Genomic DNA, 20,731 nt, shown 5'->3' with positions numbered 1-20,731 from the left:
GGGCGAACGGGCGCCCTCGGGAGTGACGCCCGGCCACGGCGTCGAGGGGCCGTCCGGCTGGTGCCGGACGGCCCCTCGACAGGGTCCTCACCGCAGCTCTAGCGGTCGTTCTGCGCGAGCCGCAGCAGATGGTCGGCGAGCGCCTGCCCGCCCGCCGGGTCACGGCTGATCAGCATGAGCGTGTCGTCGCCGGCGATGGTGCCGAGGATGTCGTGCAGCTCGGCCTGGTCGATCGCCGAGGCGAGGAACTGGGCGGCGCCCGGGGGCGTGCGCAGCACGACGAGATTGGCCGAGGCCTCCGCCGAGATCAGCAGTTCGGCGGAGAGACGACGCATCCGCTCCTCCTTGGCGGAGCCGCCCAGCGGTGCCTGCGGGGTACGGAATCCGCCCTCGCTCGGCACCGCGTAGATCAGCTCGCCGCCGGTGTTGCGGATCTTCACCGCACCCAGCTCGTCCAGGTCCCGGGAGAGCGTCGCCTGGGTGACGCTCAGCCCGTCGTCCGCGAGGAGCTTGGCCAGCTGGCTCTGCGAGCGCACCGGCTGCCGGTTCAGGATGTCCACGATCCGGCGGTGGCGTGCGGTGCGGGTCTGCGGCACGGACGGCCCGCCGTGCTCGGAATCCTGCGCCTCGGTCATCGTCGTCGCCTCATTCTCCGGTGTGTCCCGCCCCGGATCGTCCGTCCCCGTATGCCGCGTCGAGAGCGCCGGGCAGTGCCTGGAGGAACGCGTCCACTTCCGCCTCACCGATGACCAGCGGCGGCATCAGCCGTACGACATCGGGGGCGGGCGCGTTCACCAGGAGTCCGGCTCCCTGAGCCGCCTGCTGCACCTGGGGTGCGAGGGGCTCGGTGAGCACGATACCCAGCAGCAGGCCGGAGCCCCGGACGTGGGAGACCAGCGGGTGCCCGAGGCCCTCCACGCCGTCGCGGATGCGCTCGCCGAGCCGCTTCACGTTGTCCAGCGCGCCGTCGGCGGCCAGGGTGTCCAGGACGGCGAGTCCGGCGGCGCAGGCGACGGGGTTGCCGCCGAACGTGGTGCCGTGCTGACCGGGCGCGAGCAGATCGGCGGCCGCACCGAAGGCCACGGTGGCGCCGATCGGCAGTCCGCCGCCCAGCCCCTTGGCGAGGGTGACCAGATCGGGCTCCACGCCCTGGTGGGCCTGGTGCTCGAACCAGCTGCCGCACCGGCCGATGCCGGTCTGCACCTCGTCGAGGACGAGCAGGGTGCCGGTGGCCCGGGTGATCTCCCGGGCCGCCTCCAGATAGCCCTTGGGCGGCACGACCACGCCGTTCTCGCCCTGGATCGGCTCGATGATCAGCAGCGCGGTGTCCGTGGTCACCGCGGCCCGCAGCGCCTCGACGTCTCCGTACGGGACGTGCGTGACCTCACCGGGCAGCGGGGCGAACGCCTCGCACTTCTTCGGCTGGCCGGTGAGAGCGAGCGAGCCCATGGTCCGGCCGTGGAAGGCGCCGTCGGTGGCGACCATGTGGGTCCGCCCGGTCAGCCGGCCGATCTTGAACGCGGCCTCGTTGGCCTCGGCGCCCGAGTTGCAGAAGTAGACCTTGCCGGTGCGGCCGAAGAGCTGGAGCAGCCGTTCGGCGAGCGCGACGGGCGGCTCGGCGATGAAGAGGTTGGAGACGTGGCCCAGGGAGGCGATCTGGGTGGAGACCGCCTCGACGACCGCGGGGTGGGCGTGGCCCAGCGCGTTCACCGCGATACCGCCGACGAAGTCGAGGTACCGGGTGCCGTCGGCGTCCCACACATGGGCGCCTTCGCCGCGGACGAGGGGCAGCCTCGGGGTGCCGTAGTTGTCCATCAGCGCGTGCTGCCACCGTTGCGAGAGCTCGGCGTTCGTCATGCTTCCCCCTGTGCATCGGGCACGACCATCGTGCCGATTCCTTCGTCGGTGAAGATCTCCAGCAGGATCGAGTGCTGGACCCGGCCGTCGATGACGCGCGCCGTCTCCACGCCGTTGCGCACGGCGTGCAGACAGCCCTGCATCTTGGGCACCATGCCGCTGGAGAGTTCCGGCAGGAGCTTCTCCAGCTCGGTGGCGGTGAGGCGGCTTATCACGTCGTCGCTGTTGGGCCAGTCCTCGTACAGGCCCTCGACGTCGGTGAGGACCATCAGCGTCTCGGCGTTCAGCGCGGCGGCCAGGGCGGCGGCCGCGGTGTCGGCGTTGACGTTGTAGACGTGGTTGTCCTCCGCCGAGCGGGCGATGGAGGAGATGACCGGGATGCGGCCGTCGTCCAGCAGCGCCTGGATGGCCCCGGTGTCGATCGCGGTGATCTCGCCGACCCGGCCGATGTCGACGGCCTCGCCGTCGATCACCGGGCGGTGCTGGATCGCCGTGATGGTGTGGGCGTCCTCGCCGGTCATCCCGACGGCGAACGGGCCGTGCTGGTTGAGCAGGCCGACGAGCTCGCGCTGGACCTGTCCGGCGAGCACCATCCGCACGACGTCCATCGCCTCGGGCGTGGTGACGCGCAGCCCGGCCTTGAACTCGCTGACCAGGCCCTGCTTGTCGAGCTGGGCGCTGATCTGCGGTCCGCCGCCGTGCACGACGACGGGCTTGAGGCCCGCGTGCCGCAGGAAGACGACGTCCTGGGCGAAGGCGGCCTTCAGCTCCTCGTCGATCATGGCGTTGCCGCCGAACTTGATGACGACGGTCCTGCCGTGGTGCCGGGTCAGCCAGGGCAGCGCCTCGATGAGGATCTGCGCCTTCGGGAGTGCGGTGTGCTTCCGCGCCGTGGTCATGAGCTGTACGCGCTGTTCTCGTGGACGTAGTCCGCGGTGAGGTCGTTGGCCCAGATGACGGCCGACTCGGTGCCCGCGGCGAGGTCGGCGGTGATCCTGACCTCCCGGTAGCGCATGTCGACGAGGTCGCGGTCCTCGCCGACGCCGCCGTTCTTGCAGACCCAGACGCCGTTGATGGCGACGTTCAGATCGTCCGGTTCGAAGGCCGCCTTCGTCGTACCGATGGCGGACAGCACCCGGCCCCAGTTGGGGTCCTCGCCGTGGATGGCGCACTTGAGGAGGTTGTTACGGGCGATGGAGCGGCCCACCTCCACGGCGTCGTCCTCGGTCGCGGCGTTCACGACCTCGATCCGGATGTCCTTGGACGCACCCTCCGCGTCACCGATCAGCTGCCGGGCGAGGTCGTCGCAGACGGCCCGTACGGCTTCGGCGAACTCCCCCTGCTCCGGGGTGATGCCGCTCGCCCCGGAGGCGAGCAGGAGCACGGTGTCGTTGGTGGACATGCAGCCGTCCGAGTCGACCCGGTCGAAGGTGGTCCGGGTGGCGTCGCGCAGGGCGGCGTCGAGTGCGGGGGCGGCGACGTCGGCGTCGGTGGTGAGGACGACGAGCATCGTGGCGAGGCCGGGCGCGAGCATGCCCGCGCCCTTGGCCATGCCGCCGACGGTCCAGCCCTCGCCGCCGGCGACGGCCGTCTTGTGGACGGTGTCGGTGGTTTTGATGGCGATGGCGGCCTTCTCGCCGCCGTGCTCGCTCAGGGCCGCCGCGGCCTTCTCGATGCCGGGCAGCAGCTTGTCCATGGGGAGCAGCAGGCCGATGAGACCGGTCGAGGCGACGGCGATCTCGCCGGCGCTGTGGCCCTGGAGGACCTCGGCGGCCTTCTCGGCGGTGGCGTGGGTGTCCTGGAAGCCCTGCGGTCCCGTACAGGCGTTGGCTCCGCCGGAGTTGAGGACGACGGCGCTGACCTCGCCGCCCTTGAGGACCTGCTCCGACCAGAGGACGGGAGCGGCCTTGACACGGTTGGAGGTGAAGACGCCCGCGGCGGCGCGACGCGGACCGTTGTTGACCACGAGGGCCAGGTCCGGGTTGCCGCTCTCCTTGATTCCCGCGGCGATGCCCGCCGCGGAGAACCCCTGTGCTGCCGTGACGCTCACGGTGCCACTCCGATCGTGGAAAGTCCGGTGTCCTCGGGGAGTCCGAGGGCGATGTTCATGCTCTGCAGGGCCCCGCCCGCGGTGCCCTTGGCGAGGTTGTCGATGGCGCTGATCACGATGATCCGGCCGGCCGCCTCGTCGTACGCGATCTGGATCTGGACGGCGTTGGAGCCGTACACGGCGGCGGTCGCGGGCCACAGCCCCTCGGGCAGCAGATCGACGAACGGCTCGTCGGCGTAGGCCTTCTCGTACGCGGCGCGCAGGGACTCCGCGCTCACGCCGGGCTTAGCCTTCGCGCTGCACGTGGCGAGGATGCCGCGGGGCATCGGGGCGAGGGTCGGGGTGAAGGACACGGTGACCGGTTCGCCGGCGGCAGCGCTGAGGTTCTGGATCATCTCGGGCGTGTGCCGGTGGACCCCGCCGACGCCGTACGGCGACATGTTGCCCATCACCTCGGAGCCGAGGAGATGCGGCTTGGCCGCCTTGCCCGCGCCGGAGGTCCCGGAGGCGGCGACGATCACGGCCTCGGGCTCGGCGAGCTGGGCCGCGTACGCCGGGAAGAGCGCCAGCGAGACGGCCGTCGGGTAGCAGCCGGGCACCGCGATGCGCTTGCTCCCCGCCAGCGCGGCCCGCCCGCCGGGCAGCTCGGGCAGGCCGTAGGGCCAGGTGCCGGCGTGCGGAGAGGCGTAGAACTTCTCCCAGTCCGCGGCGTCCTTGAGCCGGAAGTCGGCACCCATGTCGACCACGAGCACCTCGTCACCGAGCTGCTCCGCGACGGCGGCGGACTGCCCGTGGGGCAGGGCGAGGAAGACCACGTCGTGCCCGGCGAGCACCTCCGGAGTGGTCGGCTGGAGCACCCGGCCGGCCAGCGGCCGCAGGTGCGGCTGCAGGGCGCCGAGCGGCTGGCCGGCGTTGGAGTTCGCTGTGAGGGCCCCGATCTCGATCTCGGGGTGGACCAGCAGAAGGCGGAGGAGCTCCCCGCCGGCATATCCGCTCGCCCCTGCCACCGCTGCACGTACCACCATCGAAATCCTCCTCGTCGATGGCATGACTATACGCAAGGCTGCACTTTTATGCAAAGAATTGCGATCATCCGCCGGCACGCGCCCCGGCTCCGGTACGCGCAGGACGCGCTCCTGCCCCGCCGCTCGCGGACACCGGTGAAATCGCCGATGCCGCCCGCGCCACGCGCCCCGACCCTGATCCAAGCAGGCATTCGCATCCCCGCATCCCCCAGCCCTGTCAGGAGTTCTCCCATGCGTCGTCGTTCACCCCGCCGGCTTCTCGGCGTCCTCGCGGCCGTCACGGTCGCGTTCACCCTGTTCGGCTCGACGTCGGCGGCGGGCGCGGCCGAGTCCCGGGCCGCTTCGGCGGCGCAGTCCGCCGTTCAGCCGCTGTCGACCAGCACCCCGGTCGTCTTCGTCCACGGGTACACCGGCAACGCCTCCAACTGGACCACCGCCAAGAGCGTCTTCCAGCTCAACGGCTGGTCCGGCTCCAAGCTCTTCGCCTACGAGTACAACTCGTACGGCAACAACGTCACCAACGCCCAGGGCCTGGCCACCTTCGTCAACAACGTGAAGTCGCAGACCGGTGCGAGCAAGGTCGCGATCGTCAACCACTCGATGGGCGGCCTGGTCAGCCAGTACTACCTGAAGGTGCTGGGCGGCCACAGCAGCGTCAGCCACCTGGCGTCCATCGCGGGCGCGAACCACGGAACGACGTTCGCCAGTGCCTGCCTGATCTACACGACCTGTCAGCAGATGTATCCGGGGTCCTCCTTCATCTCGCAGATCAGCGCGGGCGACGAGACGCCGGGTGACACCAAGTACGCCACCTGGTACTCCGCGTGCGACGGTGTCATCCTCCCGTACACCAGCACCCGGCTGAGCGGCGCGACGAACAACAACGTGGTCTGCCAGACCCACATCGGGTACCTGGCGGACACGATCGTGCTGGGCCAGATCGCGCGCTTCGTCGCCTCCTGACCGCCGCACGCCCCGTCCCCGCCCCCGCCTTCCGGGGGCGGGGCACCGGCGCGTCCGCTGTCCGTGGACGGCCGGGCCGGACCACCGGGGCAGCCGGCCCAGCAGCTCCTGCTGGTCGTCACCGGCCCACACCGCGTGGCCGTCCGGACCGCGTGCGCGCCGAGGCCGTCCCGGAACACCCGATCAAGAGATCAGCGGATTCCGGCCGTGGCCGGTCGTTCTGCGGCGCACCGGGAGCCTTGCCGCAAGTCCCCCGGCGCGCTCTCTCCTGAAAACGGCAGGGCGGCGTTGTGCTCCTTGCCTTTCGTTCTCTCTGAGGGCTCCGGGCCTTCTGTCTTTCTCACAGGGCTCCGTTGACGGCGCCCTGCCTCAGCTCCAGCCGGGTGCCGCTGAACCGCGCCCGCATCCGCCGGTCGTGAGTGACCAGCACCAGCGCCCCCGCGTAGCCGGTCAGCGCCGCCTCCAGTTCCTCGACGAGCGCGGGCGAGAGGTGGTTGGTCGGTTCGTCCAGCAGGAGCAGGTCCACCGGCTCGCTGACCAGCCGGGCGAGCTCGATGCGCCGCCGCTGGCCGTACGAGAGGTCCCCGACGCGCAGCCGCAGGGCGTCCGGCTCGAACAGGCCGAGCGACAGGAGCCGGTCGGCGTGCTCGTCCCGGTCGCCGGGGCGGCCGTGGGCGAAGGCCGCCAGCACGCTCAGGCCCGGCGGCCACGGTGTCTCCTCCTGCCGGAGGTGTCCCACCCGCCCGGTGCCTCCCACCGCGCCCGCGTCCGGCCTCAGTTCACCGGCCAGGACCCGCAACAGGGTGCTCTTGCCCGCGCCGTTGGGTCCGGTGACCAGCACGCGCTCGGCCGGACCGACGCGCAGCTCCGGCACCTTCAGCCGGCCCTCGACGACCACGTCCTCCAGGACCGCGGCGGGCGCCTCGCCGGGACCGGCCGCGGTGGCGATGCGGGCGGTGAACGACAGCGGGGCCGGTGGCGGCGTCACCGGGTTCGCGGTGAGCCGCTCGACGCGCTCCTTCGCGTTACGGATCCGGCTCATCGCTCCGTGGGCGCGCCCCCGTGCCCGGAACGCCCCGGACCCGAAGGAGGCCTGCGGCATCCTGCGCGGGATGGCGTCCAGGCGGGCGATGTTGGACGCGGTGAGCCTGCGGCTGCGGTCGAGTTCGGCCCGCCACTCGTCGTACCGCTCCTGGCGTCGCCGGCGCTCGGTGGCCTTGGCGGTGAGGTATCCGGCGTAGCCGTCGCCGTGACGGGAGACCCGGCCGCCTTCGACCTCCAGGACCGTGCCGGTGATCCGCTCCAGGAAGACGCGGTCGTGGGTGACGGCGACGACCGTTCCGCGGTGGGCCCGCAGATGGTCCTCCAGCCAGCCGACCGCCCGGTCGTCGAGATCGTTGGTCGGCTCGTCGAGCAGCAGCAGCTGCGGGCGGGACGCGAGCGTCGCGGCCAGTGCGAGCCGTGAGCGTTCGCCGCCGGAGAGCGTCCCCAGCGGCCGGTCCCGGGACAGCCACGGCAGACCGAGCCCGTGCATCGCGGTGTCCACCCGGGTGTCGGCGCCGTAGCCGTCGCGTGCTTCGTACTGCTCGGTCAGGCGTGCGTACGCGGCGAGGGCCGCGTCGAGCTCCGGTCCGGCGGCTGCGCCGGCCAGTGCGGCCCCGGCCCGGCGCAGCTCCGCTTCGAGCGTGCGCAGTTCGCCCAGTGCCACGTCCACGGCGTCCTGGACGGTGGCGTGCGGGGTCAGCCCGATGGCCTGCGCGAGATACCCCGTGCCGCCGGGCGAGACCACGGTCACCTCGCCCGCGTCAGGGGTCTCCTCGCCGGCGAGGAGACGGAGCAGGGTGGACTTGCCGGCCCCGTTGTCACCGACGACGCCGGCCTTCTCCCCGGGGGCGAGGCTGAGCGAGACGTGGCGGAACACGGTGCGCTCGCCGTAACGCTTGGTGACACCGTGCAGAGAGAGTTGTGCGGAGTGTGATGGGTGCATGAATGAGCCCCTGTTCCCGGCCAGGCCGACAGAACGGATTCGTGGACGAATCGGCACCACGACGGCGGAGCGGAGCTCTACGCGGTCGCGGGTGGGGTGATCACAGCGTTCCCATACGGACCAAGGTACGGGGGGCCCGGTGGGCCGTCATCCGGTTTTCCGGGCCGCCGGACCCGGCGCGCAAACGCCGTGTGGGCGGTCTCCGTCCCCGCGCGCCGGGCGGCGGGGGTACGGAGACCGCCCACACGGCGGTCCTGGGGTGCGGGGCGATGGCCAGGGTCTTGCGTCCGGATCAGGCCGGACCCCGTGAGCCCCGCTCGATCCGAACGAGAGGCCTCAGGAGGCGTTCCTGCGCTCGGCGTCCCGCTCCTTGATGCGTACGGTTTCCTTCCGGACCTCCGCCTGCGTGGCGCGCTCCTTCTGCAGCCACTCGGGGTTGTCCTGCTTCAGCGCGTCGATCTGCTCCGTGGTGAGGGCGTCCGTGACGCCTCCGCGGGCGAGGCCGGAGATGGAGACGCCCAGTTTGGACGCGACCACCGGCCGCGGGTGCGGGCCGTTGCGCCGCAGTTCCTGCAGCCACTGGGGCGGATCGGTCTGGAGGGCCGCCAGCTCGGCGCGCGAGACGACACCCTCCTGGAACTCGGTGGGGGTGGCCTCGAGGTACACACCCAGTTTCTTCGCCGCGGTCGCGGGCTTCATGGTCTGGGTGGTCTGGTGCGACGTCATGAGGTCAAGAGTATCGAGCGTGTGCGCCACCTCCGACCACGACCGGTAACCTGGCGGAGTGACAGGCTCGGAAGCATCCCCTTCATTCCGGCTCGCGTACGTCCCCGGGGTGACACCCACCAAGTGGGTGCGGATCTGGAACGAGCGCCTGCCGGACATCCCCCTGACGCTCGTCGCGGTGCCCGCCGCCGACGCGCCGGCCCTGCTGCGCGCCGGCGGGGCCGACGCGGGCTTCGTACGGCTGCCGGTCGACGGGACGGACCTCAGCGCGATCCCGCTCTACACCGAGCAGACCGTCGTCGTGATCCCCAAGGACCACGTGGCGGCAGCGGTCGAGGAGGTCTCGCTCGCGGAGCTGGCCGACGACGTCGTGCTGCATCCGCTCGACGACACCCTGGGCTGGGAGGCACTGCCCGGCAAGCCCGCTGTCGAGCGGCCGGCCACGACGGCCGATGCCATCGAGCTGGTGGCCGCCGGAATCGGTGTCCTCGCCGTTCCGCAGTCGCTCGCCCGCCTGCACCACCGCAAGGACCTCACCTACCGTCCGCTGTCGGACGCCCCGGAATCGCGGATCGCCCTGTCCTGGCCCGAGGACCGGACCACCGATCTGGTGGAGGACTTCATCGGGATCGTCCGCGGCCGGACCGTGAACAGCTCCCGGGGCCGCAGCACGGCGCCCGCGGAAAAGCCGAAGGCCAAGGCGAAGCGCACCGACGGACGCGGCGCCGGGCGCAAGCCCGCGGCGGGTTCGTCGACGGGGAAGAACCCGCGTGGCGGTTCGGGCGGAGCCAAGGGCGCCCGCGGAGCCAAGGGGGCCGCCGGAGCGAATCGCGGCAAGCCCCGACGACGGCCGTAGGCGTAGCCGCGGCGGCACGTCACGAGGGCGTGGCGGCCCGTTGCCCGGCAGGGCGCCGGTCGGCCCCTGAGCCACGGCCACCGGAACCTCAGGATCACCATCAATGTCAGACCTTCCTGGCAGCATCGGTGATCATGACGAACCCCGAACGCCCGATGCCGCCCCTGAACGCCGACGAACGCACCAATCTGGCCTCCTGGCTCGATTTCTACCGGGCCACCGTGGCGGTGAAATGCGAAGGTCTCACCGACGAGCAGGTGCGTGAGACCTCCGCGGCACCGTCGGCGCTGACCTTGATGGGGCTCGTCCAGCACCTCACGGAGGTCGAGCGGAACTGGTTCCGCCGGGTGCTGACCGGCGAGGACGTCCCGCCCGTGCACGGGGCGCCTGCCGGACCCGGCGGCCACGACGGAGGGTTCGAGCTCTCCGGGGGCCGGACCTTCGCGGGGGCCCGCGCGCGCTGGCAGGAGGAGATCGCCGTCTCCCGGGCCAACTGCGCCACGCGGTCACTGGAGGACACGGCCCCGTTCATGGGCGGCGAGGTGAGTCTGCGGTGGATCTACACACACATGATCGGTGAGTACGCCCGCCACAGCGGCCACGCCGACCTGCTGCGGGAACGGATCGACGGCATCACGGGGGTGTGACCGTGCGAACGCGACAGGGCCGGTGACACCGGGCCCGATGTCGACCACATGCCCCGGCCGGTCACCCATGAGCGGTGTTTGGACGCGCCCGCCCGTCGGGGCCGGGCGGTCGGATGTCAGGATGGTTCCATGACGAGCAAGGTTTACTTCGACATCACCATCAACGACGAGCCCGCCGGGCGGATCGTCTTCAATCTGTTCGACGACGTGGTCCCCAAGACCGCGGAGAACTTCCGCAAGCTGGCCACCGGCGAGGAGGGCTTCGGCTACAAGGGTTCCTCCTTCCACCGCGTCATCCCCGCGTTCATGCTGCAGGGCGGCGACTTCACCCGCGGTGACGGCACCGGCGGCAAGAGCATCTACGGCGCGAAGTTCGACGACGAGAACTTCAAGCTGGCGCACACCAAGCCCGGCCTCCTCTCCATGGCGAACAGCGGCCCGAACTCCAACGGCTCGCAGTTCTTCATCACGACCATCGTGACCTCCTGGCTGGACGGCAAGCACGTGGTCTTCGGCGAGGTCGCCGACCAGCAGAGCATGGACCTGGTCACGAAGATCGAGGGTCTCGGCTCGCAGAGCGGCCGCACCAAGGCGAAGGTCACCATCGCCGACTCCGGGACGCTCTGACCCCGGTCCGCTCGCGGAACACCCACCGGAACGCGCCGTCCGACGAACACCGTCGGCCGGCGCGTTCCGTCGTTCCGGGACGCCGTTCCGTGACCGCGCTTCGCGACGTCGTTCCGGGGCGCCGTTCCGTGACCGCGCTTCGCGACGTCGTTCCGGGGCGCCGTTCCGGGGGCGTCCCGGCGGCGCGTCGTCGCACCTCTGATCGCACACCGCGCACCCGTGTCAACCAGAGGTTGACAGGCCCCGACTGTCAACCTACCGTTGACACATGACGCAGCCCGTAGGCATGACGCAGCCCGTCCGACTCGACGACCTCATCGCAGCCATCAAGAAGGTCCACCCCGACGCCCTCGACCAGCTTCAGGACGCCGTCATCGCGGCGGACCACCTCGGTGACGTGGCCGACCACCTGATCGGCCACTTCGTGGACCAGGCCCGGCGTTCCGGCGCCTCCTGGTCGGACATCGGCAAGAGCATGGGCGTGACCCGGCAGGCCGCCCAGAAGCGGTTCGTGGCGAAGGACCCCGGGGAGCTCTCCGAGCTCGACCCCAGCCAGGGCTTCAGCCGCTTCACGACGCGGGCCAAGAACGTGGTGATGGCCGCGCAGAACGAGGCGCGTGCCGCGGGCAACGCCGAGATCGGCACCGAGCACATCGTGCTCGGACTGCTCAGCGAGCCCACGGCGCTGGCGGGGGCGTTCATCAAGGCGCAGGGCATCGCCCTGGACACCGTCCGCCAGGCCGCCGAGCAGGCCCGCCCGGCAGCCGCGGAGGGCGAGGTGCCCGAGCTCGTCCCGTACAACGCCGACGCACGCAAGGTCCTGGAGCTCACGTTCCGGGAGGCCCTGCGGATGGGACACAACTACGTCGGTACGGAGCACATCCTGCTGGCCCTGCTGGAGCACGAGGACGGTGCCGGGCTGCTGACCGGCCTCGGGCTCGACAAGGCGACCGCGGAGGCGGCCATCACCGAGGCGCTCACGCTCGTCGTCGACGCGCAGCAGAAAGTGCAGCAGAAAGTGCAGCAGAAGGACTGACTCCGGCCGCCGCCGTTCCGGGCCCGCGAAACGGCGGCGGCTACCCGCCGTGCGGCGGAACCGGCGGGGCGCCGCACGTGTCGCCGCCCACGGGCCCGGCACCCGCCTCTACCTTCTCGAAGTGGACCCACGGGCGCGAGACGCCCGGCTGAACGGCAGGTCCCCTTCTCCGGGAGAGCACATGGTCCCGCCCAGCGGCAGCAGCACGTACGCGCCTCCGGCCCGTCCCGGCGGGGGGTGGCTGCTGCGGCTGGGCGAATGGTGCGCACGCCACTTCGTCGTCGTGATCGTGCTGTGGGTGGTCGCCCTCGGCGGACTGCACGTCCTGCAGAGCGCGTTCGGAGGGACGTACTCCGACGACTTCAACCTGCCCGGCACCCAGTCCAACACCGGCGCCGAACTCCTGCAGACCCACGATCCGGCAGCGGGTGGCACCGGGGCGCAGGTGGTCCTCCACGACGCGCAGAAGCCGCTGACCGACGTGCAGAGCCAGGTCGACCAGGTGGTGGGCAACCTCCAGAAGCTGCCGCACGTCCTGTCCGCCCAGAACCCGCTGCCCTCGTCCTCCTCGTCGCCGTCCACCTCGCTGTCCAAGGACGGCAAGACCGGATACATCACGGTGCGGTTCGACGTGAACCCGACCTCGCTGGACGACTCCTATCTCGACCAGGTCGACACGGCGGTCAAGCCGCTGCGCTCCGCCGGCGTGGAGGTCGAGTACGGCGGGCCGCTGGGAGAGCTCGCCAGGCCCGAGACCTCGGACCTGACCAGTGAGGCCGTCGGCTTCGCCGTCGCGGTGGTCGTCCTTCTCATCGGGTTCGGCAGCGTCATCGCCGCCGGTGTTCCCCTGATCACCGCGCTGATCAGCGTGATCGTCGGGCTGAGCGTCCTGTCACTGGTGGCGGCCGCCACGACGTTCGCCAGCGTCTCGCCGACGCTCGCCACCATGATCGGGCTGGGCGTGGGCATCGACTACGCCCTCTTCCTGATCACCCGTCACCGTCAGCTCGTGATGGACGGTGCCGATCCGGTCCGGGCCGCGGGCCGGGCGGTCGCCACCAGCGGACGCGCCGTCCTGGTCTCCGGCTGCACGGTCATCGTCGCGCTGGCCGGCCTGTACGTCTCCCGGGTGACCTTCATCGGAAAGCTGGGCGCCGCGGCCGCCGTCACCGTGATCACCGCCGTCATCGGCGCGATCACCCTGGTCCCGGCCCTGCTCGGTCTCATCGGCCGGCGCATCGACCGCTACCGGGTGCGTCCGCCGGTCGCCGAGGGCGGTGCGGAGCCCGGCACCGAGGCACAGGGCGGCTGGCACCGCTACGCCCAGCGGGTGGAGCGGCGGCCCTGGTGGTTCCTGCTCACCGGGCTGGTCGTGGTGGGGGTCCTCGCGATCCCCCTGTTCTCCATCCGGCTCGGCCACATCGACGACGGGGCCGACCCGACGAGCTTCACCGACCGGCGCGCGTTCGACCTGATCTCCACAGGTTTCGGGCCGGGTGCGAACGGCCCGTTCACGCTGGTCGTCGATCAGCAGTCGGTGCCGAGCTCGGACCGCTCGGCGCTGGCGAGCAGTCTCCAGAAGGCGCTCACCGGCGTACCCGGCGCGGCCAGCGTCAGTCCGTTGCAGCCGACGGACGACGGGGCGCTGCTCATCGGCACCGCCCTGTCCAAGGAGGCCCCGCAGGACGCGGGCACGACCACCCTGTTCAACCACCTCAAGGACGACGTCCTGCCGCAGGGCATCGCGGGCACCGACGCCTCCGCCTATGTGACCGGGACGACCGCCGCCCAGGAGGACTTCCTGGACATCATCTCCCGCAGACTCCCGCTGATCATCGCCGTGGTGGTCGGGCTCGCCTTCGTCATCATCCTGATCGTGTTCCGGGGCGTCCTGATCGCCGTCAAGGCCGCCGTTCTCAACCTGCTCTCGATCGCCGCCTCGTACGGAGTGGTGGTGGCGGTCTTCCAGTGGGGCTGGGGAGGGCCGTCCCTCGGGGTCTCCGGAACCGTGCCCATCGAGAGCTACGTTCCGATGATGATGTTCGCCATCGTCTTCGGCCTGAGCATGGACTACGAGGTCTTCCTGATCTCCCGGGTGCACGAGGCCTGGCTGCGGACCCGGGACAGCAGGGGCGCGGTGGCGCACGGGCTGGAGATCACCGCGCGGGTGATCACCTGCGCGGCGCTCATCATGGTCAGTGTCTTCGCCGCCTTCGTCATCAGTGACAACATCGTCGTCAAGATGCTCGGGCTCGGGCTGGCCGTCAGCGTGCTCATCGACGCCACGATCGTGCGGCTGCTGCTGGTCCCCGCCGTGATGACGCTGCTGGGCCGCAGCGCGTGGTGGATGCCCCGGTGGCTGGACCGGGTGCTCCCCCGCATCGACACCGAGGGCGACTCGGTCCCGCCGCTGCCGGCCCCGTGATCCGCCCCGTGCAGGGAGCGGGTCCGGTCACAGCGAGGCGTACACCGCCTCGACCAGTGCCGTCTTGCGCGGGTCGTTCGCGATGTGCGGGCCCATCCGGTTCATGACGTAGCCGAGTGCGATCGCGTTCTCGGGGTCGGCGAGGCCGCAGGAGCCGCCCGCGCCGTCGTGGCCGAAGGCCCGGGGGTTGGGTCCGTAGCTGGCGTCGGGTCCGCTGAGCCACAGACCGAGCGCGATCTCCGTCTCGTGGACGAACCCGGCGCCCAGCACCAGGTCGCGGCAGCTGCCCTGGCCCTCGCGGACCCGTTCGGCTGCCTTCTCGGACAGGATCCGCAGTCCGCCGGAGCTGCCGCGCCCGGCCAGGATGCCGTACAGCGCGGCCACCGCGCGGGCCGTGCCGTGGCCGTTGGCGGCGGGTATCTCCGCCTCCCGCCACGCGGGGGTGTTGGCGGCGGCCGCCCCCGTGGGCGGATTGAGGAGCGAGGCGACGGCGACCGGTTCCATCCGTGCGAAGAGCGCTGCCTGCCGGGCCCGGTCCGCCTTGGGGACGACGAGTTCGGCGACGCGCGCCGCCTCCTTCTCCGGGAGGCCGACGGTGAAGTCGATGCCCAGCGGTCCGGTCACCTCCTGCCGCAGGAACTGACCCGGCAGCAGTCCGCTGACCCGGCGGATCACCTCGCCGACCAGGAAGCCGTACGTCAGCGCGTGGTAGCCGGACCGGCTGCCGGGCTCCCACCACGGCTCGGTCGCCGCCAGCCGTGCGGTCGTCAGCTCCCAGTCGTAGAGCTCCGCCAGGGTGTGGGGCTCGCGCAGGCCCGCGAGGCCGGCCCGGTGGGAGAGCAGATGCCGTACGAGGACGGCCTCCTTGCCCGCTGCGGCGAATTCCGGCCAGTACGCGGCGACCGGGGCGTCGAGGTCGAGCAGGCCGCGGTCGACGAGGATGTGCGCGCAGAGTGCGACCGGCCCCTTGGTGGTGGACCAGACGTTGACCAGCGTGTCCTGTTCCCAGGGGCGGGTGCGGGCGCCGTCCGCCCACCCGCCCCAGAGGTCGGCGACGGGCTGCCCGTCGACCAGGACGGTGACCGCCGCGCCGAGTTCGTCACGCTCGCGGAAATTCGCCTCGAACGCGCGGCGCACCGCGGCGAACCGTTCGTCGCAGTGGCCGTGGATCTGCGGCACAGTGGCCTCCCTCGCCTGGGACGTGCCCGGTCGGAGTCGGATCCCCGTCAACATACCGACTGGTCGGACCGGTGGGAAGGCGTGGCAGCCACCGAACCTGGGGCCGGCGGGGCAGCCGGTCAGCGGGCCCCGGTCTCCAGGCGCAGACTCCAGCGGTGCGGCAGACCCGTCAGCGTGACGGTGGAGAGCGGGCGGACGTCGACGTTCCAGTACGTCGACGGCGGGGCCTTCAGCGCGTAGACGAGGGCGGCCCGGACGACGGCGGGTTCGGCGACGGCGACGATCGAGCCGTCGCAGGCGGGCCGGGTGTCCAGCCAGTTGCCGATCCGGGAGATGAACGCGAGCAGGGGCTCGCCGCCGTGAGGCGCCGAGCGCGGGTCCGCGAGCCAGGCGTCCACGGCGGCCGGTTCACGCGCGGTGACGTCGGAGAGGGTGCAGCCCCGCCAGCGCCCCATGTCGCAGTCGCGGAGCGCCGGCTGGACCAGCGGCGCGAAACCGAGGGCCTCGCCGGTGGCGCGGCTGCGGGGGGTCGGCGAGCAGTAGCGGAGTTCGGCTGCGCCCAGAGGCACCAGGACGGGGGCGGCGCACTGCACCTCGTGCCAGCCGGCCCGGTCGAGCGGCCGGTCGTCGTCGAAGCGCTCACCGAGCAGGGAGGAACTGCGGGCCGCGGCGACGAGCGAGACTCGAACACTCATGGGCGCGATCGTGGAGCCGATCGCCTCGCAGGTCAAGAGCGCCGCCCCAGGCGATTCCGGTTCAGCCGAGCCGCAGGGCCATCCATCGGTCCGGGTTGTCGAGTGACTGGAAACCGGCCTTCTCGTACACGCCGTGCGCATCGGCCGTGGCGAGCATCATCCTGTACACACCGGTCGGGGCGAGGTGGTCGCGCGCCGCCGCTACCAGTCGTCCGCCCAGGCCGTGGCCGCGGACCGCGGGGTCGACGTACACGTCGCAGAGCCAGGCGAAGGTGGCCAGATCGGTCACCACGCGGGCGTATCCGGCCTGTTCGCCGGAGACGAGGTCGTAGGCGCCGAAGTTGAGCGACCCGGCTATGGCCCGGTCCTGGTGCTCCCTGGTGCGGCCCTTGGCCCAATAGGAGCCGCTGGAGAGCCAGTTGTGGATCCGGGCGGCGTCCAGGCGGGCGGGGTCGGACGAGATCTCGTAACGTTCCTGAGGCGTTTCGGTCATGGCCGGAGACTAACCGGTGAGGCGTCGAGCACGCCTTCCCAGGCCGTGCGCAGGCGCCGCACGCCTTCGCTGATCTCGGCGAGGCCCGCGACCGCGACGAAGCTCAACCGGACCTGGGGCGTGGGGGGTTCCGCGCAGAAGTAGGGCCGGCCCGGCGCGATGGCGACGCCGGCGCGCAGAGCCGCCGCGACCATCGCGGACTCGTCCGCTCCGGCGCCCGCACCGGGCAGCCGCAGCCAGAGGTTGCCGCCGCCGGTGGGAAGGTGGGGCAGCAGGAGACCGGGCAGCTCGCGGCGCAGCTCCGTGACCATGGCGGTGCGGCGGATACGCAACTCCGCCGATACGGAACGCAGATGGCGGCCCCAGGCGGGCGAGCCGACGAGCTCCAGCGCGGCCTCCTGGAGCGGCCGGGGCACGAAGAGGCTGTCGACGACCTGGATGGCCCGCAGCCTTTCCAGGACCGGTCCCCTGGCGGCGAGGGCGCCCACCCGGAAGCTGGGCGAGGTGGCCTTGGTCAGGGAGCAGACGTGGACGACGGCTCCATCGGGGTCGTCGGCCGCCAGTGTCGCGGGGAGCGGTCCCGCGTCGTCGTGGACGAGATGGCGGGCGAAGTCGTCCTCGACGACGAACGCCCCCGCCTCCCGGGCGATGCGGACGACCTCGCCGCGCCGAGCCTCGGCGAGGACCGTGCCCGTCGGATTGTGGAAGAGGGGCTGGCACACCAGCACCCGGGCGCCGGTGGCCGCGAAGGCCGCGGCCAGCAGTTCGGGCCGCACCCCGTCGGCGTCCATGGGCACGGGTACGGGCCGCAGGCCGGCGGCCCGTGCGGCCGCCAGCATGCCGGGGTAGGTGGGCGACTCGACAAGCACGGGCGCGCCGGGCTGGGCGAGCGCCCGCAGCGCGGTGGCCAGGGCGCTCTGGCCGCCCGCGGTGATCAGCACATCGGCCGCGGTGAACGTGGGCCCGATCTCCCGGGCGAACCAGGCCCGCAGTTCGGTGAGCCCGTCGGTGGGCGGGCGGCTCCACGCTCCGGGGCGGCGGCCCGCCCGGGCCAGGGCTGCCGCCATGGCCCGCTCCGGCTGGAGCGAGCTGTGCAGATAGCCGCCGTTGAACTCGACGACGCCCGTGGGCGGGGGTGTCAGGGTGACCAGCAGCCCGGACGCGTCGACGGTACGGGGTACCACTTCGGGGCCGCCGTCGCCGTTGAGCGAGACCTCCTGCCAGGAGGTGTCGGCGGGCGGCCGTGGCCCGGTACGGGGCTGCGCCCGGAACGCGCCGGCTCCGGGGCGCGTCACGACGAGGCCCTCCGCGGCAAGCTGCGCGACGGCCCGCGAGACGGTGACGGGGCTGGCTCTGAATCGTTCGACGAGAGCACGACTGGACGGCAGCTTCTCACCTGGTGAGTAGCGGTTGAGCTCACTCCGCAGTACTGCGGACAGCTCTGCGACACTGCTACGCTCGTGCATGACAGCACAGGATAGCGCTACCACCGGTCCCGCGATAGCGGTCGGCCCGCCGGCGAACAGGCCTGCGCCCCTCACGCCCACCGGCTCCCCCGGCCCCGTCCCGGCAGGCCGGAACGGCACGCTGCTCGCCCTGCTCGGCGTCGTTTCCTTCTCGCTGACCTTCCCCTCCACCGTCTGGGGCCTGGAGAGCTTCGGCCCCTGGTCGCTGGTGGCCCTGCGCACCCTGCTGGCCGCCGCGATCGCGGGTGCCGTGCTGCTCGCGGCCCGGGTACGGGTGCCCGAGCGGAAGCACTGGGCCGGGCTCGCGGTGGTGGCGGGCGGAGTGGTGGTGGGGTTCCCGCTGCTGACCACGCTGGCCCTGCGGACCTCGACGACGTCGCACGCGGCGGTGGTGGTCGGCCTCCTGCCGCTGACCACCGCCGTGTTCTCCTCGCTCCGCACCGGATCGCGGCCTCCCCGCGCCTTCTGGGCCGCGGCCCTCGCCGGGGCGGCGGTGGTGATCGCCTTCACCGTGACGCAGAGCGGCGGAGGCGTGTCGGCCGGGGATGCCTACCTGTTCTGCGCGCTGCTGGTCTGCGCCGCGGGGTACACCGAGGGCGGCAGGCTGGCGAGGGTGATGCCGGGCTGGCAGGTGACCGGCTGGGCACTGCTCCTCACCGTGCCGCTCGCGGTGGCGGGCGCGGCCCTCGCGCTGCCGTCCGAACCGGTGCGGTGGACCGCGCACGGGGTGATCGGCCTGGTCTGGGTGGCCGTGGCATCGACCTTCTTCGGCCTGTACGTCTGGTACCGCGGCATGGCCGAGATCGGTGTCGCCCGGGCCAGCCAGCTTCAGCTCGCCCAGCCGCTGCTGACGCTCATCTGGTCGTTCCTGCTGCTCGGCGAGGAGGTCGCTCCCGCGGCCCCGGCGGCGGCGGTCGCCGTACTCGTCTGCATCGCCGCCACCCAGCGCGCCGGAGCCGGCCGGTCATAGACTTGTCGGCATGGAACGCCACCCGTGAGGAGGTCACTCCCGATGGAGGCACACACGGGCGACCGGCTGCTGACGCACGGCAGGACCGTGGGACAGCACGACCGGGTCGCAGAGATCGTCGAAGTGCTCGGGGACGGGGGCACTCCCCCGTACCGCGTCCGCTTCGAGGACGGACACGAACACCTGATCGCCCCCGGCCCCGACAGCGTCGTCCAGCACACCACCGGCCGGGACCCGGGAACCCGATGACAGGCCGCCGGTCAGCGGGGCGGACGCGCCCGTGACCGATAGTGGTCGGCCACGACCCGGTCCATCGCACCGATCCGGTCCGTGACCACGCTCTTCCCCGAGAAGTAGGCGTGGCCGCGGACCTGGTCGTATCCGGCGGCGAAGTCGACGTGCCGGGACAGCTCCGCAGGGTCCTGCCAGGCGGCGGGCTGGGCGGGATCGCCGGATTTGTAGAGCGCCTCACCGATGAAGAGATCGACGCCCGTACCCCGGACCACGTCGTTCCACCAGGGAACCAGCGCCGCGTAGTCGGCGGGCGCGAAGCCGATGTGCCAGTAGAGCTGCGGGCAGACGTGATCGATCCAGCCCTTCTTGATCCAGCCGCGGGTGTCGGCGTACAAGTCGTCGTACGTCTGCACACCGGCGTCGGTCGGTGAGCCGAGCGGGTCGGTGGAGGCGTTGCGCCACACGCCGAACGGGCTGATGCCGAACCGGACGCCCGGCTTGAGCGCCTTGATCCGCTCGGACATCTCCCGCACCAGCTTGTCGGTGTTCGAGCGCCGCCAGGCGGCGCGGTCGGGGAAGCCCGCCCCGTACTTGGCGTACGCGGCACCGTCGGCGAAGGTCTGGCCCGCCACCGGGTACGGATAGAAGTAGTCGTCCCAGTGGACCGCGTCGATGTCGTAGCGGCGGACGGCGTCGAGCATCGCGTCCTGGACGAAGGCGCGGACCTCGGGCAGTCCCGGGTTGTAGTAGAGCCTCCCCCCGTACGGCAGGACCCAGTCGGGATTCAGCCGCGCCGGGTGGCCGGCGGAGAGCCGGGAAAGCTCGGTGTGGTGGGCGACCCGGTACGGGTTGAACCAGGCGTGCAGCTCCAGGCCGCGGCTGTGGGCCTCCTGGACGGCGGTGCCCAGCGGGTCCCAGCCGGGGTCCTTGCCCTGGACGCCGGTGAGGTACTGGGACCACGGCTCGTAGGGCGACGGCCACAGCGCGTCGGCGCTGGGACGGACCTGGAGGATCACCGCGTTCAGCCGCCGGGCGACGGCCTCGTCGAGGTACGCGATCAGCCCGGCCCGCTGCGCCGCGGCCGACAGGCCGGGCGCCGACGGCCAGTCGACGTTCTGGACCGTGGCCACCCACATACCCCGCAGCTCGCGCCGCAGCACGTCGCGGGGCCCGCCGGGCCGGCCCGGACGCCCGCCGCCCCGCGCGACCGCGGCGGCGTCGCCGGTCACCGCGACCGCACCCATCACCCCCGCGACCGTTCCGGCCGCCCCCGTCACGAACTTCCGTCGGTCCATCTGCCGCATGCCGGCGTACCTGCCCTTCCCTCACGAGTCCCCAGTCCCGGAATCCGGGTGTGCCCCGAGCATGCCCGTCCCGGCCCGTGTTCCCCGGGAAGGACGACCGGCGAGTGGACGGCGCCCCCCATTTGCCGCCCGCCCCGAGACGCGGAGTAACGTCGTGGGGTCGTGGTGGAGCCCGGAATCAGACGGAAGCC

The 20,731-nt window shown here is 72.0% G+C and carries 20 protein-coding genes; 8 read left to right on the top strand and 12 right to left on the bottom strand.

What is annotated here, in order from left to right; genetic code table 11:
• Positions 1–98: 98 nt before the first annotated feature.
• From ACIQMX_RS26830 to argC, 5 genes are read right to left on the bottom strand one after another with little or no spacing between them, the layout of a single operon-like run.
• The gene (locus ACIQMX_RS26830; RefSeq protein ID WP_363072269.1) at positions 99–635 is read right to left on the bottom strand and encodes an arginine repressor; all 537 of its coding nucleotides are present in this window, start codon (positions 633–635) and stop codon (positions 99–101) included.
• Positions 636–645: 10 nt separating this feature from the next.
• The gene (locus ACIQMX_RS26825; RefSeq protein WP_402481780.1) at positions 646–1,857 is read right to left on the bottom strand and encodes an acetylornithine transaminase; all 1,212 of its coding nucleotides are present in this window, start codon (positions 1,855–1,857) and stop codon (positions 646–648) included.
• Positions 1,854–2,756, bottom strand: a complete 903-nt coding sequence (gene argB, locus ACIQMX_RS26820; protein ID WP_363072265.1) for an acetylglutamate kinase — start codon at positions 2,754–2,756, stop codon at positions 1,854–1,856. Before argB ends, ACIQMX_RS26825 begins: the two co-directional genes overlap by 4 nt.
• Entirely contained in the window at positions 2,753–3,907 is a 1,155-nt protein-coding gene (gene argJ / locus ACIQMX_RS26815; RefSeq protein WP_402481777.1) for a bifunctional glutamate N-acetyltransferase/amino-acid acetyltransferase ArgJ, read from the bottom strand. Before argJ ends, argB begins: the two co-directional genes overlap by 4 nt.
• Positions 3,904–4,932, bottom strand: a complete 1,029-nt coding sequence (argC, locus tag ACIQMX_RS26810) for an N-acetyl-gamma-glutamyl-phosphate reductase (RefSeq protein WP_363072261.1) — start codon at positions 4,930–4,932, stop codon at positions 3,904–3,906. The genes argJ and argC overlap by 4 nt, the downstream gene beginning before the upstream one ends.
• 231 nt (positions 4,933–5,163) lie before the next feature.
• Here argC and ACIQMX_RS26805 point away from each other — a divergent pair, with 231 nt between their 5' ends.
• The gene (locus tag ACIQMX_RS26805) at positions 5,164–5,895 is read left to right on the top strand and encodes an alpha/beta fold hydrolase (protein WP_363072203.1); all 732 of its coding nucleotides are present in this window, start codon (positions 5,164–5,166) and stop codon (positions 5,893–5,895) included.
• Positions 5,896–6,235: 340 nt separating this feature from the next.
• On the opposite strand, the gene ACIQMX_RS26800 is transcribed toward ACIQMX_RS26805, so the two are convergent.
• Together ACIQMX_RS26800 and ACIQMX_RS26795 are read right to left on the bottom strand one after the other, a co-directional pair.
• Positions 6,236–7,882, bottom strand: coding sequence for a TlrC/CarA/OleB/SrmB family ABC-F type ribosomal protection protein (locus tag ACIQMX_RS26800; protein WP_363072201.1), 1,647 nt, complete (start codon positions 7,880–7,882; stop codon positions 6,236–6,238).
• 336 nt (positions 7,883–8,218) lie between these two features.
• Positions 8,219–8,608, bottom strand: coding sequence for a DUF5997 family protein (locus tag ACIQMX_RS26795; protein WP_363072199.1), 390 nt, complete (start codon positions 8,606–8,608; stop codon positions 8,219–8,221).
• A 58-nt stretch (positions 8,609–8,666) separates the two neighbouring features.
• Here ACIQMX_RS26795 and ACIQMX_RS26790 point away from each other — a divergent pair, with 58 nt between their 5' ends.
• The 5 genes from ACIQMX_RS26790 to ACIQMX_RS26770 all read left to right on the top strand — a co-directional run bounded on the left by ACIQMX_RS26790 (position 8,667) and on the right by ACIQMX_RS26770 (position 14,199).
• On the top strand, positions 8,667–9,464 hold the full coding sequence (locus ACIQMX_RS26790; protein ID WP_402481772.1) for a LysR family substrate-binding domain-containing protein: 798 nt from the start codon (positions 8,667–8,669) through the stop codon (positions 9,462–9,464).
• A 134-nt stretch (positions 9,465–9,598) separates the two neighbouring features.
• Entirely contained in the window at positions 9,599–10,111 is a 513-nt protein-coding gene (locus tag ACIQMX_RS26785) for a DinB family protein (RefSeq protein ID WP_363072195.1), read from the top strand.
• A 129-nt stretch (positions 10,112–10,240) separates the two neighbouring features.
• Entirely contained in the window at positions 10,241–10,738 is a 498-nt protein-coding gene (locus ACIQMX_RS26780) for a peptidylprolyl isomerase (protein ID WP_363072193.1), read from the top strand.
• Between the two features lie 268 nt (positions 10,739–11,006).
• Positions 11,007–11,774, top strand: coding sequence for a Clp protease N-terminal domain-containing protein (locus ACIQMX_RS26775; RefSeq protein ID WP_402481767.1), 768 nt, complete (start codon positions 11,007–11,009; stop codon positions 11,772–11,774).
• A gap of 181 nt (positions 11,775–11,955) precedes the next feature.
• Positions 11,956–14,199, top strand: a complete 2,244-nt coding sequence (locus ACIQMX_RS26770) for an MMPL family transporter (protein ID WP_363072189.1) — start codon at positions 11,956–11,958, stop codon at positions 14,197–14,199.
• A gap of 27 nt (positions 14,200–14,226) precedes the next feature.
• Here the strand turns inward: ACIQMX_RS26770 and ACIQMX_RS26765 are convergent, their stop codons facing one another.
• The 4 genes from ACIQMX_RS26765 to ACIQMX_RS26750 all read right to left on the bottom strand — a co-directional run bounded on the left by ACIQMX_RS26765 (position 14,227) and on the right by ACIQMX_RS26750 (position 18,032).
• Positions 14,227–15,378, bottom strand: a complete 1,152-nt coding sequence (locus ACIQMX_RS26765; protein ID WP_363072187.1) for a serine hydrolase domain-containing protein — start codon at positions 15,376–15,378, stop codon at positions 14,227–14,229.
• A 119-nt stretch (positions 15,379–15,497) separates the two neighbouring features.
• Entirely contained in the window at positions 15,498–16,073 is a 576-nt protein-coding gene (locus tag ACIQMX_RS26760) for a histidine phosphatase family protein (protein ID WP_402481764.1), read from the bottom strand.
• A gap of 61 nt (positions 16,074–16,134) precedes the next feature.
• On the bottom strand, positions 16,135–16,566 hold the full coding sequence (locus ACIQMX_RS26755) for a GNAT family N-acetyltransferase (RefSeq protein ID WP_363072183.1): 432 nt from the start codon (positions 16,564–16,566) through the stop codon (positions 16,135–16,137).
• Entirely contained in the window at positions 16,563–18,032 is a 1,470-nt protein-coding gene (locus ACIQMX_RS26750) for a PLP-dependent aminotransferase family protein (protein WP_402481761.1), read from the bottom strand. Before ACIQMX_RS26750 ends, ACIQMX_RS26755 begins: the two co-directional genes overlap by 4 nt.
• Here ACIQMX_RS26750 and ACIQMX_RS26745 point away from each other — a divergent pair.
• On the top strand, positions 18,031–19,002 hold the full coding sequence (locus tag ACIQMX_RS26745) for a DMT family transporter (protein ID WP_363072179.1): 972 nt from the start codon (positions 18,031–18,033) through the stop codon (positions 19,000–19,002). The genes ACIQMX_RS26750 and ACIQMX_RS26745 overlap by 2 nt on opposite strands.
• Positions 19,003–19,044: 42 nt before the next feature.
• A complete protein-coding gene (locus ACIQMX_RS26740; protein ID WP_219567691.1) occupies positions 19,045–19,251 on the top strand; it encodes a DUF1918 domain-containing protein in 207 nt (68 codons plus the stop codon).
• 11 nt (positions 19,252–19,262) lie between these two features.
• Here the strand turns inward: ACIQMX_RS26740 and ACIQMX_RS26735 are convergent, their stop codons facing one another.
• Positions 19,263–20,513, bottom strand: coding sequence for a family 10 glycosylhydrolase (locus ACIQMX_RS26735; protein WP_363072395.1), 1,251 nt, complete (start codon positions 20,511–20,513; stop codon positions 19,263–19,265).
• Positions 20,514–20,731: the final 218 nt, after the last annotated feature.

This window comes from Streptomyces sp. NPDC091416 (assembly GCF_044756845.1).
Taxonomy (GTDB): domain Bacteria; phylum Actinomycetota; class Actinomycetes; order Streptomycetales; family Streptomycetaceae; genus Streptomyces.
Note: the sequence above shows the minus strand (reverse complement) of the source record. Positions and strands in the feature narration are given on the sequence as shown.